Here is a 16,527-nt window from a genome sequence, read left to right on the forward strand (position 1 = left end):
ACTTTTCGGGAACACGCGCCTACTCCGCCGCCTGGGCAAAGCCGACCGAAGCCATCGGCCGGAATTCATGCTTGTCCTTGCCGGAAGCACGTTCCGACCATGGGTCGACCTGGGCGAATTTCTGCGAAAAGACGAAGCGGTCGAAATAGGCTTTGCGCTTCTCGCCATCGTCCATGATCTGACGCTTGATCTCAGCTATGCCGACGCGCTTGGCCCATTTGTAGATACGCTCGAGATAGCGGCCCTGCTCGCGATACATCTGCGTTAACGCCACGATATGCTCCAGCGCCTCGTCCTCGGTCTTGACCAGGCCGAGCACTTCGGTGCCCTTGATGTCGAGACCGGCGGCGCCGGCGAAATGGATCTCGTAGCCGCTATCGACGCAGATCACGCCGACATCCTTGCAGGTCGCCTCGGCACAGTTTCGCGGACAGCCCGACACCGCCATCTTGACCTTGGCCGGGGTCCACGAGCCCCACATGAATTTTTCGATACGGATGCCCAAGCCGGTCGAATCCTGCGTGCCGAAGCGGCACCAGTCCGAACCGACACAGGTCTTCACCGTGCGCAGTCCTTTGGCATAGGCGTGGCCGGAGACGAAGCCAGCCTGGCCGAGATCGGCCCATACCGCCGGCAGGTCTTCCTTGCGGATGCCGAGCATGTCGATGCGCTGGCCGCCGGTGACCTTGACCATCGGGATCTCGAACTTGTCGACGACGTCGGCGATGGCGCGCAATTCGGCCGCGTTGGTGACGCCGCCCCACATGCGCGGCACTACCGAATAGGTGCCGTCCTTTTGGATGTTGGCGTGGACGCGCTCGTTGATGAAGCGCGACTGGTAATCGTCGGCGTATTCGTCGGGCCAGTCGCAGACGAGATAATAGTTGAGCGCCGGCCGGCATTTGGCGCAGCCGCAGGAGGTCTTCCACTCCAGTTCCTGCATGACGGCGGGAATGGTCTTCAGGCCCTTGGCCTTGATCAGCCGGCGGACCTCGTCATGGCCAAGCGCGGTGCAGCTGCACATCGGCTGGACCGCCGCTGGGTTGTATTTGTCGCCGATGGTCAGCACCATCAGCTTTTCGACCAGCCCGGTGCAGGAGCCGCAGGAGGCCGACGCCTTGGTGTGGGCGCGCACATCGTCGAGCGAGGTCAAGCCCCTGGCCGTGATCGCGCCGGTGATCTTTCCCTTGCATACGCCGTTGCAACCGCAGATTTCCGCATCATCCGGCAAGGCTGCAACGGCCGCCATAGGGTCCAGGGGGGCGCCTCCCTGGTAGGACTGGCCGAAGATGAGCGTATCGCGCATCTCGGATATGTCGGTCTGCTTCTTCTTGAGGTCGTTGAACCAGGCGCCGTCCGCCGTCTCGCCATAGAGCACGGTGCCGATGATGCGGTCGTCCTTGAGTACCAGGCGCTTGTAGACGCCGGCCGCGGCATCGCGCAGCACGATCTCCTGGCGGTCATCGCCCTCGGCGAAGTCGCCGAGAGAGAACAGCTCGATGCCGGTGACCTTGAGCTTAGTCGGCGTGTCCATGTGGACGAAAGCCGCCGCCTCATTGCCGGCCAGATGGCTGGCGGCGACGCGCGCCATCTCGTAGAGCGGCGCGACCAGCCCGTAGACCTGGCCGTTGACCTCGGCGCATTCGCCGATTGCGTAGATATCGGGATCGTTGCTGCGCATGCCGGCGTCGACGACGATGCCGCGATTGACCGCAATGCCGGCTTCCTTCGCCAGCGCCGCATTCGGCCTGATGCCCACCGCCATGACGACGAGCGTTGCGGGAATGACTGTGCCGTCGGCAAGCTCCACCCGCTCGACCTTGCCGTTGCCGGTGATCGCCTGGGTGTTGGCCTTGGTGATGACCTTGATGCCGCGCTGCTCGACGGCGCGCTGCAGGAGATATCCGGCGGCCGGATCGAGCTGACGCTCCATCAGCGTCGGCATGACGTGCAGCACGGTGACGTCCATGCCCTGCGCGTTCAGACCCGCAGCCGCTTCCAGGCCGAGCAGGCCGCCGCCGATGACGACAGCCTTGGCCCGCGACTGGGCGGCAAGCATCATCGCCCGGACGTCGTCGAGATCGCGATAGGTGAGCACGCCCGGCAGGTCATGGCCTGGCACCGGAATGATAAACGGCACCGAGCCGGTGGCGATGACGAGCTTGTCGTAGGGCTCGGTCACGCCATGATCGGAGGTGACGGTCTTTGCCTGCCGGTCGATGGCGACGATCTTGTGGCCCTTGTAGAGGGTGATGCCGTGCTTGATGTACCAACCGTCGCCATGGATGATGATCTCCTCATAGGCCTTTTCTCCCGACAGAACCGGCGACAGCATGATGCGGTCGTAGTTCACGCGCGGCTCGGCGTTGAAGATGGTGACCTGGTAGCGCCCAGGCGCCTTTTCCAGGAGATGCTCCAGCATGCGCCCGGGGGCCATGCCGTTGCCGATGATGACGAGTTTCTCGGTCATGTCCTGATCCACTCCGCTCTCACTCAGCCGCGTAGGAAAGGCCTGAAGCTTCGTCAGACGCCGTGCGCTCCATCCGCCGGATGGAAAAATGCATCCAGGCAAAACAGGTGGCGACAATGACGAAGAGCAGCATGAAGCAGCTCGACCAGACGCCGGTGAGGTCGTTGAGCACGCCGAAGGCGATTGGCAGGATAAAGCCGCCGAGCCCGCCAATCATGCCGACAACGCCGCCGACCGCGCCGACACTCTGCGGATAGTAAGCCGGGATGTGCTTGTAGACGGCGGCCTTGCCAAGGCTCATGAAGAAGCCGAGCACACAGGCAACGGCTATGAAGGCAAGCGGGCCGATCTCGAAATGGAAGGCGATCGGCCCGCTGATACCGCGCACGACGTAGTCTGCCGAGGGGAGAGACAGAACGAGAGTCGCGACGGCACTGACAGCGAAGGTGCAGTAGAGCACGGTGCGGGCGCCGATCCGGTCGGAAAGCACGCCGCCATAGGCGCGGAAAATACTTGCCGGAATTGAATAGGCCGCGCCAATCATGCCGGCGGTCGCAAGCCCGAAGCCGTAGACGCCGATCAGGTAGCGGGGCAGCCACAGCGAGAGCGCCACGAATGCACCGAAGGCGAAGAAATAATAGAAGGCGAAGCGCCAGACCTGCAGGTTCTTGAGCGGCGCGAATTCCTGCAAGAAGCTTCTCTTGGGCGCTGCCTTGCCGGCGCGGCGCTCGCGGATGACCGGATCGTCGCCAGTCGTGAACCAGAAGACGGCGGCCATGACGACTAGTGCTGCCGCCCAGATCAGCGCGACCGACTGCCAGCCCCAGGAAAGAAGCACGAACGGTGCCAGGAACTTGGTGACCGCGGCGCCGACATTGCCGACACCGAAAATGCCAAGCGCCGTACCCTGCTTGCCGGCCGGGAAGAAGCGCGAGACATAGGCGACACCGACGGCGAAGGAACCGCCGGCGAGCCCAACGCCTAATGCGGCGACCAGCATCTGCCCGTAGGTGTGCGCAAAAGCGAGCAGAAAGGTCGCGACCGCCGCCGCAAGCATGGTCGCGGTGTATACCAGCCGTCCGCCAAAACGGTCGGTCCAGACACCGAGCACCATACGCACGAGCGAGCCGGTGAGGATCGGCGTGCCGACGAGCAGGCCGAACTCCGTCTCGTTCAGCCCCAACTCCTGCTTTATGCGCACGCCGATGATTGAAAAGATCGTCCACACCGCGAAGCAGACGGTGAAGGCGATGGTGGACATGGCAAGCGCCTGCCGGGGAGCGCTGTCCTGGCTGGGCGCGGCTGGGAGATTTGCGGTCATTTTCTGGCTCCGGTTTGCGGCGTGGGAGGCACCGCCCTTGTCTGTTCGTTCGCGACTGTCAGCGGCGCAGCATCGGCGAACTGGTTGAAACCGACCTTTGCGCGGTCACTTCAAGACCCTTGCCGTCAGTCTTGGCGCCGGCGGGAAAGAGGAGGAGCGCGGCGGTGAACAGCGCCGCCGTCAGCGCGCTGGCGGCCAGAAAATCGCGGCGCGTGAAGTCCGCGAGGGACGCGCCAGTTCCGATCCGTTTCGTCATCGTCGTCTCCGGTTGGCGCCGCTTGGGACCAGCGTGTCGATTGCGTCAAAACAAAAAAGCCGCCGGCCAGGTCTTCGCGTCCGGGATTTCGGGAGCGCGTGTGGACCTGAGCGGCAGCTTTGCCTGTGGCGCCCGCCATTGGACGCCGTGTCACTTGGCCCTTGCGGACCCTACATTTTGGAAAGCAGGAAGCGTGCCAATTCGACAGCGCTCTTAATTATAGAATGAAATCAATATGAACCGCAGCCGCGCGACTTTTGACCAAGCTCGGCAGCGGATCAAAGATTAGTCAAAATGCCTTGCACAGCAGCATAATATTTGTGCAATGCGGTAGATTGCCCATTGCCGATGCAGATTTGCCAATGATGATGACGAGTTTCCAATTATGGCCTTACTCCGCCGCTTCGACGAAGCGGTGGCGTTCGTAGAGGAATTTCAGCACCGCCTCGCGGCAGCGCAGGAAGGTGCGGTCGGAGGAAAGCTCAATGCGCCGACGCGGCCGGGCCAGCGGCACGGGAAGAACCTCGCCGATGGTGGCCGCCGGCCCGTTGGTCATCATCACGATGCGGTCGGACAGCAGCACCGCCTCGTCGACATCGTGAGTTATCATGATCGTCGTCGAGCCGAGCCTCGAATGGATATCCATCACCGCGTCCTGAAGATGCGCGCGGGTCAGCGCGTCGAGCGCGCCGAAGGGCTCGTCGAGCAGCAGGATCTTCGGCTCCATGGCCAGCGCCCGGGCGATGCCGACGCGCTGCTTCATGCCGCCCGAAATCTCGGCCGGACGTTTGTCCTTGGCATGCGCCATCTGCACGAGATCGAGATTGCGCATGATCCATTCATGCCGTTCGGCCCGGCTCTTTTTGCCGCCGAAGACCTTGGATACCGCAAGGTTGATGTTTTCGTAGACGGTGAGCCATGGCAGCAGGCTGTGGTTCTGGAACACCACGGCGCGTTCCGGGCCGGGGCTGTCGACCTCCTTGTCTTCGAGCAGGACGGCGCCGGCCGAGACCTTGGTCAGGCCGGCGATCAGGTTGAGCAAGGTCGACTTGCCGCAGCCGGAATGGCCGATGATCGAGACGAATTCGCCCTTGTCGATAGTCAGCCGGATGTCCTTCAGCACGTCGCTGACCTGGCTGCCGCGGGCGAAGGATTTGTTGATGTGGTCGAGTTTCAGATAGGCCGTCATCGTCCCTCTCCTCACTTTGCCGTTGTGCCGCGGGTGACGAAGACGCCGACCGCCGCGACCAGGCGGTCGAGGCAAAAGCCGGTGATGCCGATATAGGCGAGCGCGACAATGATGTCGGGCAGGCGCGACGAGTTCCACGCGTCCCAGATGAAGAAGCCGATGCCGACGCCGCCGGTCAGCATTTCGGCGGCGACGATGGCGAGCCAGGACAGGCCGATGCCGATCCGCAAGCCGGTGAAGATGTAGGGCGCGGCCGCCGGCACCATGATCTTCACAAAGAACTCGAACTGGTTGAGCCGGAGGATACGGGCGACGTTGCGGTAGTCCTCGGGGATGTTGCGGACACCGACCGCGGTGTTGATGATGATGGGCCAGATCGAGGTGATGAAGATGACGAAGATCGCCGACGGGCTGGAATCGCGGAACGCCGCCAGCGACAGCGGCAGCCACGCGAGCGGCGGCACCGTGCGCAGGATCTGGAAGACCGGATCGAGACCGCGCATCGCCCAGATCGACTGGCCGACCAGCGCGCCGAGCGCGACGCCGACGATTGCTGCCAGGCCGAAGCCCATGGCGACGCGCTGCAGCGACATCAGCACCCGCCAGGCGAGTCCGATGTCCTGCGGGCCATTGTCGAAGAACGGGTGGGCGATCAGGTCATAGGCCTCGTTCCACACTTGGCTCGGCGGTGGCAGGCTGGCCGTGGGCGACGAACAGGCGACCTGCCAGACGACGAGCATAATGGTGATGACGATGACCGGCGGCACCAGCGTGCTGGCCAGCTTGGCGGCGACCGCGGCCGGGTCGAAGCGGCGCCGCGCCCTGGCGGTCAAGGCGATGACCTCGGCGGGCTTGGCCGGTGCGGGGAACGGCTTCACCTTGCGGTCCTCGATGGCTTGGATAGACATTCTCGAAAAACTCCTTGGCGGCAGGTGCAAGGCAGGCGGCGCTGCCACCGCCTGCCGCGCATCCCCTGTCAGGCTCAGGCCGACACCTTGATTTTCAGGCTGTCGAGATAGGCCGACGGGTTCTCCGGATCGAATATCTTGCCGTCGAAGAAGGTTTCAGTGCCTCGCGACGTAGACGCCGGAATATCGGCCGCGGCGACACCAAGATCCTTGGCCGCCTCGCGCCACAGATCCTCACGGTTTACTTGGCCGACCAGTGCTTTGATGTCGGTGGTCGGCGCGAACTTGCCCCAGCGGATATTTTCGGCGAGGAACCAGCTGTCGTGGCTCTTGAAGGGATAGGACACGCCGCCCTTCCAGAACTTCATATAGAGGTCGGTGCCGTTGGCGACGCGGCCATTGCCGTAGTTGATGTCGCCCTTGAGGCGGCCGATGATGTCGGCAGTCGGCACGTTCATCCACTGCCGCTTGCCGATGATGGCGGCCATCTCGTCCTTGTTTTCTTTTGCCTCGCACCATTGCTGGGCTTCCATGACGGCCATCAGGATCGCCTTGGTGGCGTTCGGGTACTTGTCGATAAAGGCGGCGCGCAGGCCGAGCGCCTTTTCCGGATGGCCCTTCCACAGTTCGCCGGTGGTGGCGGCGGTGAAGCCGACGCTCTGGTGGACGAGTTGCTCGTTCCACGGCTCGCCGACACAGAACACGTCCATGTTGCCGACCTTCATGTTGGCGACCATCTGCGGCGGCGGCACGACGATGGTCGAGACGTCCTTGTCGGGATCGATGCCGCCGGCAGCCAGCCAGTAGCGCAGCCAAAGATCGTGCGTGCCGCCCGGGAAGGTCATGGCGGCCTTCACCTCCTTGCCTGCGGCCTTTTTCGCAGCGAAGGCGTCCTTCAGCTTGGAGGCGTCGAGGCCGACGCCGGTGCCGGCATATTCCTGGGCGACGGAAATGCCCTGGCAGTCGTAGTTGAGCCGCGCCACGATCGCCATCGGCAGTGGCTGCTTGTTTTGCGTCACCTTGCCGGTGTGCATCAGATAAGGCATCGGCGTCAGGATATGGGCGCCGTCAATGCCGTTGGCTTCGCCGCCGAGCACCAGATTATCGCGCGTCGCCCCCCAGGAGGCCTGCTTGAGCACCTCGACATCGGGCATGCCGAATTTCTCGAACAGGCCTTTCTCCTTGGCGATCATCAACGGTGCTGCATCAGTCAATGCGATGAAGCCGAGCTTGGCGCCGGTGACTTCCGGCGCGGCGGGCGCCGCATAGGCGCCGGAGGGCAGCAGCGCACGCGCCGCGGCCAGCGTTGCCGCGGTGGCCGCGCTGATCCTCAGGAAATCCCGGCGGCTGATCGCCGTTTGGGCGGAATGGCTATTGGTGCTTTTCGTCATCGTCATCTCCGGTTGGGCGCGGCTTGGGATCGGCGCCGTCGATTGCGTGTTCGACCAAAACAAAAAAAGCCGCCGGCCAGGCCGCGCGCGTCCGTCCATCCGGGATCGCGTGTTGACCTGAGCGGCAGCTTTGCCTGTAGCGCCCGCCATTGGACGCCTATTCCGTGACCCGAGAAGAGTCTGCCTATTACAAAGCAGGAACCGTGCCAGTTTCGGAATGGGTGACAAACATCAATGAGATCAACGGCATGCCACAATCTTCGGCGCGCCGGGCCGCTGGGCGAGCAAGCCAAGGATTGTTCATTAGCGCAGTTGCACGCACATTTTTTGTGCAGCGCACAAGAATGCCGGAGAAATGATCAGGCCTCAGCGCGCGCCAATTTCTGGCCGGCAATGTAGGCGTCGATCTCGTCGGGATCGAATATCTGGCCATCGAAGAAGCCATCGGGACCGAGCACCAGGCTTGCCCCCGCCGAACCGACCGGAGTCGCGGCCTTCAGCGCGCCCTCGACCTTGGCATTGGCACCGGGAAGCGCCACGCCAAGCGGCTTCAACGCCGAGCGGTAGAGATCGGGGCGGTAGCAGTCGCGGGCAATAGCGAGGTTTTCCGGCGTGTGCGGGACATGCCCCCAGCGCACCATCTGCGTGTAGAACCACAGCGCATGGCTCTTCCACGGGAAGTTCGCCGCCTTGTTGAAGGGCAGAAAGAAGTCACCGACGGTGAGTTCGGCGCCGCCGCCGAGCGCCAGATGCCCGCTGAGAATCGGCATCTGCAGCGCCGGCGCAAGCCCGAGGAAGGCCGGCTGCGCCATCAGGGCCGCGAGTTCGTCACGGTTTGCCGGATCCTGGCACCAGCGCGCCGCGTGATGAAGCGCACGCAGCAGGGCTGAAAGCGCGTCCGGCTCTCTTTCCGCCCATGCCTTGCGCACGCCAACGACTTTCTCCGGGCTGGTCTTCCAGATGGCCGCCTTGACCGTGGCGATGCGGCCGGTGCCGGCGACGACCGCGGCACTGTTCCAAGGTTCGCCGACGCAGTAGCCGTCGATCCTGCCGGCGGCGAGCGCGTCGGCCATGAAGGGGGGCGGCACGATGACGATCTCGATTTCACGCGACGGGTCGATGCCGCAGGCGGCGAGCCAGTAGCGCAATTCGTAATTGTGCCCGGAATGCGGATGGACGACGGCGAAGCGCAGCGGATCGCCGCCGCCATTCGCCCGTTCGCGAATCAGCGCTCGCAATGCCTTGCCGGCCCGCGCCGGATCGAGATCGGGTTGGGCGCCGTGCGCGGCCATGCCGGCCCAGACCGCGTTTGAAACCGTCACGCAATTGCCGCCGAGGCCGAGCGAGAACGGCACGACCGTGTCGGAGGCGAGCGGCGTCAGCCCCAGATTGCAGGCGATCGGCATCGGCCCCAGCATGTGCGCCAGATCGAAGTGGCCGATGGCGATGCGGTCGCGGATGTTGGCCCAGGACGTTTCCCGGTTGAGGGTGAGGTCGATGCCTTCGCGCAAAGCAAAGCCGATTTCCTTCGCCGCGACAAGGATGGCGCTGTCGAAGAGCGGCATGAAGCCAGCATTGATCCGGTGCTCGGCCGCCATTCTCAACTCTCCTCGGGATCCAGAAGCCCTGCCGCCGTCACCAGGCTCTGCGCGATTTCGGCGATCTTGCGGTTCTGGTTCATGGCTGTCTTGCGCAGCAGCGTGTAGGCCGCGTCCTCCGACAGGCCGCGCGATTTCATCAGGATGCCCTTGGCGCGATCGATCACCTTGCGGCTCTCCAACTCGCTGCGGGCTTCTTCCAGTTCGCGCGCCATGCGCGAGAAGGCGTTGAAGCGGCTGATCGCCATGTCGAGGATCGGCTTGACCCGCTCCTGGCGCAGGCCGTCGACGACATAGGCCGATACCCCCGCTTCCACCGCAGCTTCGATCGAAGCCTGATCCGAGCGGTCGACGAACATGGCGATCGGCCGCTTCACCACGCGCGAAAGCTGGAACATGTTTTCGAGCATGTCGCGGTTGGGATTTTCGAGATCGATGACGATCACGTCGGGTTCGATCTCGGCGATCCGCCGCGCGATGCCGGCGACGTCGTGGATGACCGTGACCTGCTGATGCCCGGCCTCCCGCAATCCCGCTTCGATTATCGAAGCGCGGATGTGGTTTTCATCGATCACCAGAACAGTGAGGGATTTGCGGATCATGCCGCATTTTGCGCAGGCGAGACGATTGTGCAATGCGGCATGGCGAGATTCACGGAAACAAAGCCGGCGTCCAGGCGCCGCCTGAGGAATTGGACGACGGCCGGCGCCACGAAGTTGACGCCGCGGGCGCCGCACCCGCCTGATCGGCTGCCTGCAGGTCTGTCGGCGCACGGTGATCGCGTCGGGCGGAAGCAGACATCGCAAGCGAGGACTCCGGAGGTCGCGGTTGCGCCCTCAAGCCCCGCCTGGTCGACCAGATAGAAGATCGCATTGGCCTCTCCGCCCGGCATCGTCTCGCTGAACTGGATGCGGCTGTCAGGCTGGATCAGACCGAGCAGGGTCTCCGCGGCACCTCGACGCCGAGGTTGCGCAGATCGTAGCCGTTGCCGCGCCGCGCCGATTTTCTGGAGTGATAACCGCGCTCGCGCGGCGAATTCGTAACCCTACTCGGCGGCCGTCTCCGATGGCGCCTCTGCCGGCCCCGAAGGTTCGGCCTCGGCACGGGGCTTGCGCCGTGAAAACAGCGACCTGAGCGTGACGTAGAACACCGGCGTCAGGAACAGGCCGACGAAGGTGACGCCGAGCATGCCGGAGAATACCGCGGTGCCGAGCGACTGGCGCATTTCTGCGCCCGGTCCCGTTGCGATCATCAGCGGCACGACGCCGAGGATGAACGAGAAGGCGGTCATCAGGATCGGCCGCAGCCTGAGCCGGCAGGCTTCGACGGCAGCCTCGGCGGCCGACAGCCCGCGTTCCTGCGCCTGCCGCGCGAATTCGACGATCAGGATCGCGTTCTTCGCGGCAAGCCCGATCAGCACGATGAGGCCGATCTGCACGAGGATGTTGTTGTCCAGCCCTCGGAAAGACACGCCGAGCAACGCCGCGAGCACGCCGAGCGGCACCACCAGCACAATGGCGAACGGCAGCACCCAGCTTTCATATTGCGCCGCCAGCGCCAGGAACACGAACAGCACCGACAGTCCGAAAATATAGACAGCGGCATTGCCGGTGTTGCGCTCCTGATAGGCGAGCTCGGTCCATTCATAGGAGGTACCGGCGGGCAGCGTCTTTGCCGTGATCCCTTCCATCAATGCCAGCGCGTCGCCCGTGGAAACGCCGGGCGCGGCGTTGCCCTGCAGCGGCACTGAGACGTACATGTTGTAGCGCTGGACCAGCGCCGGGCCGGTGACGTCGCGGATCTCGATCAACGTGCCGAGCGGAACCAGCGCGCCGGTCGCCGAGCGCACCTTCAGTTTCAAGATGTCGGCGCGATCGAGGCGGAACGCCTGGTCGGCCTGCGCCCGCACCTGGTAGACGCGCCCGAACGCGTTGAAGTCGTTGACGTAGGCGGTGCCCAAATTGATCGACAGCGTCTCGAAGATGTTGGGGATCGGCACGTTCAGGATGCGCGCCTTGTCGCGATCGATCTCCAGGAAGAATTGCGGGCTCGACGCGGAGAAGGTGGTGAACACGCCCGTCAGCCCCGGCGTCTTGTTGGCCTTGCCGGCGATTTCGTAGGCAAGCGCCAGGATCTGCCGCATGTCGGCGCTGTTGCGCTCCTGGATCTGCAGCTTGAAGCCGCCGGCATTGCCGACGCCGCGGATCGGCGGCGGTGGCAGTGCGATAATGAAGGCTTCCTTGATGCTTTGCAGGCTGCCGAACAGATTGCCGATGACCTGGGTCGCCGACTGGCCGGCTTTCAGTCGCTCGTCAAACGGCTTGAACCTGGCGAAGATCACGCCCGCGTTGCTGGCGTTGGTGAAGGTCGCGCCGGAGAAGCCGGCGAAGGCGACAGCGTAATCGACGCCTGGCGTTTTCTGGATGATCTGCGACGCCTGCTGGATGACCGAATCGGTCCTCGACAGCGAAGCGCCGTCCGGCAACTGGACGACGACGATCGCATAGCCCTGGTCAAGCGACGGAATGAAACCGCGCGGCACCGCCTGCACCATGTAGACCGTGGCGTAGATGAGGGCCGCGAAAACGGCCAGCATGGCGGCCATCGTTATCCACGAGCCGACCAGCACGCGGATAATGCTCGAATACCAATGGGCGACCCTGTCGAAGCCGCGATTGAAGCCGTCGGCGAGCGCCCGTCCGAACCGCGCCAGGAAAAAGCGCGGCGGCGCCGCCGCGGCGTGATGCGGCTTGAACAGCAGTGCGGCCAGCGCCGGCGAAAGCGTCAGCGAATTGAATGCCGAGATCGCCGTCGACACCGCGATGGTGATAGCAAACTGCAGATAGAACTGCCCAGAAATGCCGGGGATGAAGGCTGTCGGCACGAACACGGCTATCAACACCAGCGAGATCGCGATGACGGCCGTTCCGACTTCGTCCATGGTCAGGTGCGACGCCGGACTGGGCGCCAGCCCTCTGGCGATATTGCGCTCGACGTTTTCGACCACGACGATCGCATCGTCGACGACGATGCCGATCGCCAGAACGAGGCCGAACAGCGTCAGCATGTTGAGCGAGAAGCCGGCGGCGTAAAGTACCGCCAGCGTGCCGATCAGCGACACGGGAATCGCCACGATCGGCACGATCGCCATGCGCCACGATTGCAGGAAGACGATGATAACGATGATGACCAGCAGCATCGCCTCGAGGATCGTCTTGTAGACCTCCTGGATCGACTCGGCGACGAACTCGGTCGGATTGTAGACGATGTCGTAGCTCAACCCCTTCGGGAAGTCGCGGGAAAGCTCCTTCATCTTGTCCTGGATCTCCGCGGCTGCGGCGAGCGCATTGGTGCCCGGCCGCTGGAAGATGGCGAGCGCCACCGCCGGTTTGCCGTTGAGATAGGAGTTGGTGACGTAATCCTTGGCGCCGAGCTCGATGCGCGCCACGTCCTGGAGCGAGATCAGGCGGCCGTCGTCGGTCGATTTGACGATCACGTATCGGAAGTCGCGTGCGTCGTTGAAGCGGCCTTGCGTTGTGACCGTGTACTGGAACGCCGTGCCGGTGCTGGTCGGCGGCGCGCCGATCGAGCCGCCCGACACCTGGACATTCTGGTCGCGCAGCGCCTGCACCACATCGCCCGAGGTCATCCCCAGGGCGGACAGTTTTTCCGGATCGAGCCAGATGCGCAGCGAATATTCGCGTTCGCCGAAGATGATGAGGTCGCCGACGCCGTCTAGTCTGAGCAGTATGTCGCGCACCCGCGAGCGGGCGTAGTTCGAGACGTAGAGTTGGTCGTAGGTATTGTCGGGCGACAGCATGTGCACGACCATCATCAGGTCGGGCGAGGTCTTGGTGGTGGTGATGCCGAGGCGGCGGACTTCTTCGGGCAGGCGCGGCTCGGCGACCGACACGCGGTTCTGCACCAGCACCTGCGCCTGGTCGAGATCGGTGCCCAGCTTGAAGGTGATGGTCAGCGCCATCGCCCCGTCGCCCGACGAATAGGACGACATGTAGAGCATGCCCTCGACGCCGTTGATCTCCTGCTCGATCGGCGTTGCCACCGTCGCTGCGACCGTCTCGGCGTCTGCGCCCGGATACTGGGCGCGAACGACGATGGTCGGCGGCGCGATCTCGGGATATTGCGCGACCGGCAGCTGGGTATAAGCAATCCCGCCGAGGATCAGCAGGACGATCGAAACGACCGATGCGAAGATCGGACGGTCGACGAAGAAATGTGCGAACCTCATTGCTGCAACTCGGCGGTCTCGGCCCTGGGCGGCAACGTCACCATCTCGACCTTGACCTTGGTGCCGGGCCTGGCGTGCATCAGCCCGTTGACGATGATCGTCTCATCGCCGGTCAGGCCCTGGCGGATCACCCGGTAGCCGTCGAGAAGCGGGCCGGTGCGCACGGGCTTCGCCGACACCATCCCGGCCTCATCCACCAGGAACACGATGCGGCGATCCTGATCGGCGCCGATCGCCTCGTCGGGCACCAGCACGCCGCTATGCGGCAGCGACCCCGGCACGTTGATGCGTCCGAACATGCCTGGCTGGAGAATGCCGTCGGCGTTGGGAAACCTTGCACGCACCCGCATGGTGCCGGTCGCGTTGTCGATCCGGTTCTCGGCAAAATCGAGCTTGCCTTTGAATACCGCCTCCGCGCGGTCGGCGACGCGAACCGCCACCTCAAGCCCGCCGGCGCCTTCCTGCATGCTGCCGCCGCGCTCCTTCGCGTCGCGGGCGTAGCTGAAATACAGGCGCTCATCGACGTCGAAATAGAAGTCGATCGGATCGCGCGTAACGATGGTCGTCAGCAAGGTGGAATCCGGCTGCACGAGGTTGCCGACCGACACCAGCCGGCGGTCGATGCGGCCGGACAAGGGCGCCTTGATCTCGGTGAATTCCATGTTCAGTCTGGCCGTCGTCAGCGCAGCCGTCGCGCCCTGCATCTGCGCCTGCGCCGAAAGGTATTCCCGCCGGCGGTCGTCGACCGTCGCGGTTGAGATATTGCCGGTCTTGGCGAGTTCGTCGGCGCGATCCAGCTGCATCTTGGAGAATTCGAGCAGACTCTTGGCGACGTCCACTTGCGACTTGGCGGCATCATAAGCCGCCTGGTACGGACGCTGATCGATGGTGAAGAGCAGGTCGCCCTTGTTGACCAGTGCGCCGTCCTGGAAGCTGACCTTGTCCAGATAGCCGCTGACGCGCGAACGGATGGCGACCTGGTCGAGGGCTTCGAAGCGCCCGACGAACTCGTCGTCTTCGACGATTTCACGGACCACCGGCTTGGCCGCCGTCACCACGGGTAACTGTTGGTCCTGCGCAAACGCAGTGCTGCTGAAAGCCATGCCGAGCAGGAATGCCGCCAACACGGCGGCGCGGGTAAGCCAGCCGGCCGATCGACAGGGTCGCCCGCCCGCGTCGCGATGCAATTGCCCATTCTCTTGGGTGTCCATTTGCGTCCTCGCTCGCTGGACCCGGAGGTCGGTTGATCCGCTTCTACGCTCAGGCTTTTCGTCGAAATCAGAGCACTACAGTGTGTGCATGGCAACATGATCATTTTCGATGTGGGCTGAAATGTCCACCCTGTGGCTGCCCCGCCACCCGCCACTTGCGATGCAAATCCACCGGGCGGTCCGGGGATGCCATTGAGAGGGGGGCGGCTAGACCTGGGAACAGACCTTGGTCCCGTCGGGCTGAACGTCCGCAATCCTTCTTCAAACGTTAAAGCCGCCATTTCGCTATCGGCCCCAAACGCGACGTCTGAGTACTGGTTCGGCGATGAACACTCTGGCGCTTGCTGATGTTGAGCGACGTCAGCTTTCGCCCAAACCGCGTCAGCCCTTACACCACCAACCTCCCCTGCTCCGCGTCCTCTGCATTGGGATCGCCCGGCGCGGTCGCCCAGGCGAGCTCCACCAGCGTCACCGTCCGCCTTCCAACCCCGTCGAGCTGGCAGACGATCAGCCCCTGCTCCTCGATATATATCAGCAGGCGCCGGGCGCGGCGTAGCGAGTGCGAGCCGTAGGCGCGGGCGATCGCCGCGTCGCTCGGGCAGGGCCAGCCCTCCTTGGCGGCGCGGGCGATCATCATGAACACGCCTTGCATGTCCTCGGGGAGCAGCGAGGCGCGCGCCGAGACGTCCTGCCAAGCGTCATCGCCTGCCATGTCGGAGCCGAGGCCGGCGCGGGCGCGGGTCAGCATGCGGCGGAACTCCGGCAGGTCCGGCACGACCGAGGCGAGGCCCTCGATGCGGCAGCGGACCACGAACTCCTGATAAAGCACGCCGATGACCCGGAAGCCGGCATCGGGTTGCGCCAGCACGGCGCGCAGCACCCGGTCGACGCGCTCGCGGCGCTCCGCCAAATCCTCGGCGCTGATCGGCGGCTCCACCGCTTCGGGGCGGATTTCCAGCGCCGCCGATTTCGCCGCCATCAGCTGGTCGAGCAGGTCCGGCGACGACCGGCGCTGCGGCCGGACGGTTTCGGGCGGCGAGGCCGCCAGGATGATCGCGCGCGCGTCCTCCAACGCCGATTCCGGCAGCGGCATCAGGCGCGGGGTCGCGTTGCGCGGACTTGTATCGGTCGGGCCGATCCGCAAGCCCAGCGGACGGCGCGACAGCGCCGGGCCGAGCGCCATGAATTGCCCGCGCTCGAGGTCGCGAAAAGCCTCCGCCTGGCGCCGCTCCATGCCGAGCAGGTCGGCGGCGCGCGCCATGTCGATATCGAGAAAGGTCCGGCCCATGAGGAAATTGGAAGCCTCGGCCGCGACGTTCTTGGCAAGCTTGGCCAGCCGCTGGGTGGCGATGATGCCGGCCAGCCCGCGTTTGCGGCCGCGGCACATCAAATTGGTCATGGCGCCGAGCGAGAGCTTGCGCGCCTCGTCGGAAACCTCGCCGGCGACAGCCGGCGCGAACAGCTGCGCTTCGTCAACCACCACCAGCATCGGGTACCAGTGGTCGCGGGCGACCTCGAAAAGCCCGCCGAGAAAGGCGGCGGCGCGCCGCATCTGGTTCTCGGCGTCGAGCCCCTCGAGATTGAGCACCGTGGAGACGCGGTGGATGCGCGCCCGCTCGCCGGCGCTCTGCAGGCCGCGCTCGGTATGCTCCTCGGCGTCGATCACCAGGTGGCCGAAACGGTCGCCCAGCGTCACGAAGTCGCCTTCGGGGTCGATGATGGTCTGCTGCACCCAGGGCGCGCTCTGCTCCAAGAGCCGGCGCAGCAGGTGGGACTTGCCGGAGCCCGAATTGCCCTGCACCAAAAGGCGGGTCGCCAGCAGCTCCTCGAGATCCAGCGCCGCCGGGGCGCCTGCGCTCGTCTGGCCCATCTCGATCGCAACGGTCATGTCTCGACTCTCCTTGCGGAGAGGGCTTATCAATCGCATCACAGCC

General features: G+C 64.4%; 11 protein-coding genes. All 11 read right to left on the bottom strand.

Annotation, left to right across the window (positions count from 1 at the left end; genetic code table 11):
• Nucleotides 1–19: 19 nt before the first annotated feature.
• Nucleotides 20–2,470 (bottom strand): nitrite reductase large subunit NirB, encoded by a 2,451-nt coding sequence (gene nirB / locus NKI41_RS03615; RefSeq protein WP_023676296.1) that lies wholly within the window; start codon nt 2,468–2,470, stop codon nt 20–22.
• Between the two features lie 19 nt (nt 2,471–2,489).
• The gene (locus tag NKI41_RS03620) at nt 2,490–3,791 is read right to left on the bottom strand and encodes an MFS transporter (RefSeq protein ID WP_352448438.1); all 1,302 of its coding nucleotides are present in this window, start codon (nt 3,789–3,791) and stop codon (nt 2,490–2,492) included.
• Nucleotides 3,792–3,849: 58 nt separating this feature from the next.
• Nucleotides 3,850–4,047, bottom strand: coding sequence for a twin-arginine translocation signal domain-containing protein (locus tag NKI41_RS03625; protein WP_352469909.1), 198 nt, complete (start codon nt 4,045–4,047; stop codon nt 3,850–3,852).
• Between the two features lie 391 nt (nt 4,048–4,438).
• On the bottom strand, nt 4,439–5,236 hold the full coding sequence (locus NKI41_RS03630; protein ID WP_352681456.1) for an ABC transporter ATP-binding protein: 798 nt from the start codon (nt 5,234–5,236) through the stop codon (nt 4,439–4,441).
• An 11-nt stretch (nt 5,237–5,247) separates the two neighbouring features.
• Nucleotides 5,248–6,144, bottom strand: coding sequence for a nitrate ABC transporter permease (ntrB, locus tag NKI41_RS03635; RefSeq protein ID WP_352681457.1), 897 nt, complete (start codon nt 6,142–6,144; stop codon nt 5,248–5,250).
• Between the two features lie 74 nt (nt 6,145–6,218).
• Nucleotides 6,219–7,535, bottom strand: a complete 1,317-nt coding sequence (locus NKI41_RS03640) for a CmpA/NrtA family ABC transporter substrate-binding protein (RefSeq protein ID WP_352681459.1) — start codon at nt 7,533–7,535, stop codon at nt 6,219–6,221.
• A gap of 359 nt (nt 7,536–7,894) precedes the next feature.
• Complete coding sequence (locus NKI41_RS03645; protein ID WP_352681461.1) at nt 7,895–9,133, bottom strand: CmpA/NrtA family ABC transporter substrate-binding protein; 1,239 nt, start codon at nt 9,131–9,133, stop codon at nt 7,895–7,897.
• Nucleotides 9,134–9,135: 2 nt separating this feature from the next.
• A complete protein-coding gene (locus NKI41_RS03650; RefSeq protein ID WP_023676288.1) occupies nt 9,136–9,735 on the bottom strand; it encodes an ANTAR domain-containing response regulator in 600 nt (199 codons plus the stop codon).
• Between the two features lie 443 nt (nt 9,736–10,178).
• Complete coding sequence (locus NKI41_RS03655) at nt 10,179–13,382, bottom strand: efflux RND transporter permease subunit (protein WP_352469902.1); 3,204 nt, start codon at nt 13,380–13,382, stop codon at nt 10,179–10,181.
• On the bottom strand, nt 13,379–14,485 hold the full coding sequence (locus NKI41_RS03660) for an efflux RND transporter periplasmic adaptor subunit (RefSeq protein ID WP_352681567.1): 1,107 nt from the start codon (nt 14,483–14,485) through the stop codon (nt 13,379–13,381). Before NKI41_RS03660 ends, NKI41_RS03655 begins: the two co-directional genes overlap by 4 nt.
• A gap of 496 nt (nt 14,486–14,981) precedes the next feature.
• Complete coding sequence (locus NKI41_RS03665) at nt 14,982–16,481, bottom strand: helicase HerA domain-containing protein (protein ID WP_352681463.1); 1,500 nt, start codon at nt 16,479–16,481, stop codon at nt 14,982–14,984.
• Between the last annotated feature and the right edge of the window lie 46 nt (nt 16,482–16,527).

The sequence above is a fragment of the Mesorhizobium sp. M0601 genome, assembly GCF_040320845.1.
Lineage (GTDB): Bacteria > Pseudomonadota > Alphaproteobacteria > Rhizobiales > Rhizobiaceae > Mesorhizobium.

Excerpts from the sequence above, each read along its gene's own strand:
- NKI41_RS03665 (WP_352681463.1), bottom strand. The coding sequence starts at position 16,481 with ATGACCGTTGCGATCGAGATGGGCCAGACGAGCGCAGGCGCCCCGGCG.
- ntrB (WP_352681457.1), bottom strand. The coding sequence starts at position 6,144 with ATGTCTATCCAAGCCATCGAGGACCGCAAGGTGAAGCCGTTCCCCGCA.
- nirB (WP_023676296.1), bottom strand. The coding sequence starts at position 2,470 with ATGACCGAGAAACTCGTCATCATCGGCAACGGCATGGCCCCCGGGCGC.
- NKI41_RS03645 (WP_352681461.1), bottom strand. The coding sequence starts at position 9,133 with ATGGCGGCCGAGCACCGGATCAATGCTGGCTTCATGCCGCTCTTCGAC.
- NKI41_RS03620 (WP_352448438.1), bottom strand. The coding sequence starts at position 3,791 with ATGACCGCAAATCTCCCAGCCGCGCCCAGCCAGGACAGCGCTCCCCGG.
- NKI41_RS03640 (WP_352681459.1), bottom strand. The coding sequence starts at position 7,535 with ATGACGAAAAGCACCAATAGCCATTCCGCCCAAACGGCGATCAGCCGC.
- NKI41_RS03630 (WP_352681456.1), bottom strand. The coding sequence starts at position 5,236 with ATGACGGCCTATCTGAAACTCGACCACATCAACAAATCCTTCGCCCGC.
- NKI41_RS03625 (WP_352469909.1), bottom strand. The coding sequence starts at position 4,047 with ATGACGAAACGGATCGGAACTGGCGCGTCCCTCGCGGACTTCACGCGC.
- NKI41_RS03660 (WP_352681567.1), bottom strand. The coding sequence starts at position 14,485 with ATGGCTTTCAGCAGCACTGCGTTTGCGCAGGACCAACAGTTACCCGTG.
- NKI41_RS03650 (WP_023676288.1), bottom strand. The coding sequence starts at position 9,735 with ATGATCCGCAAATCCCTCACTGTTCTGGTGATCGATGAAAACCACATC.
- NKI41_RS03655 (WP_352469902.1), bottom strand. The coding sequence starts at position 13,382 with ATGAGGTTCGCACATTTCTTCGTCGACCGTCCGATCTTCGCATCGGTC.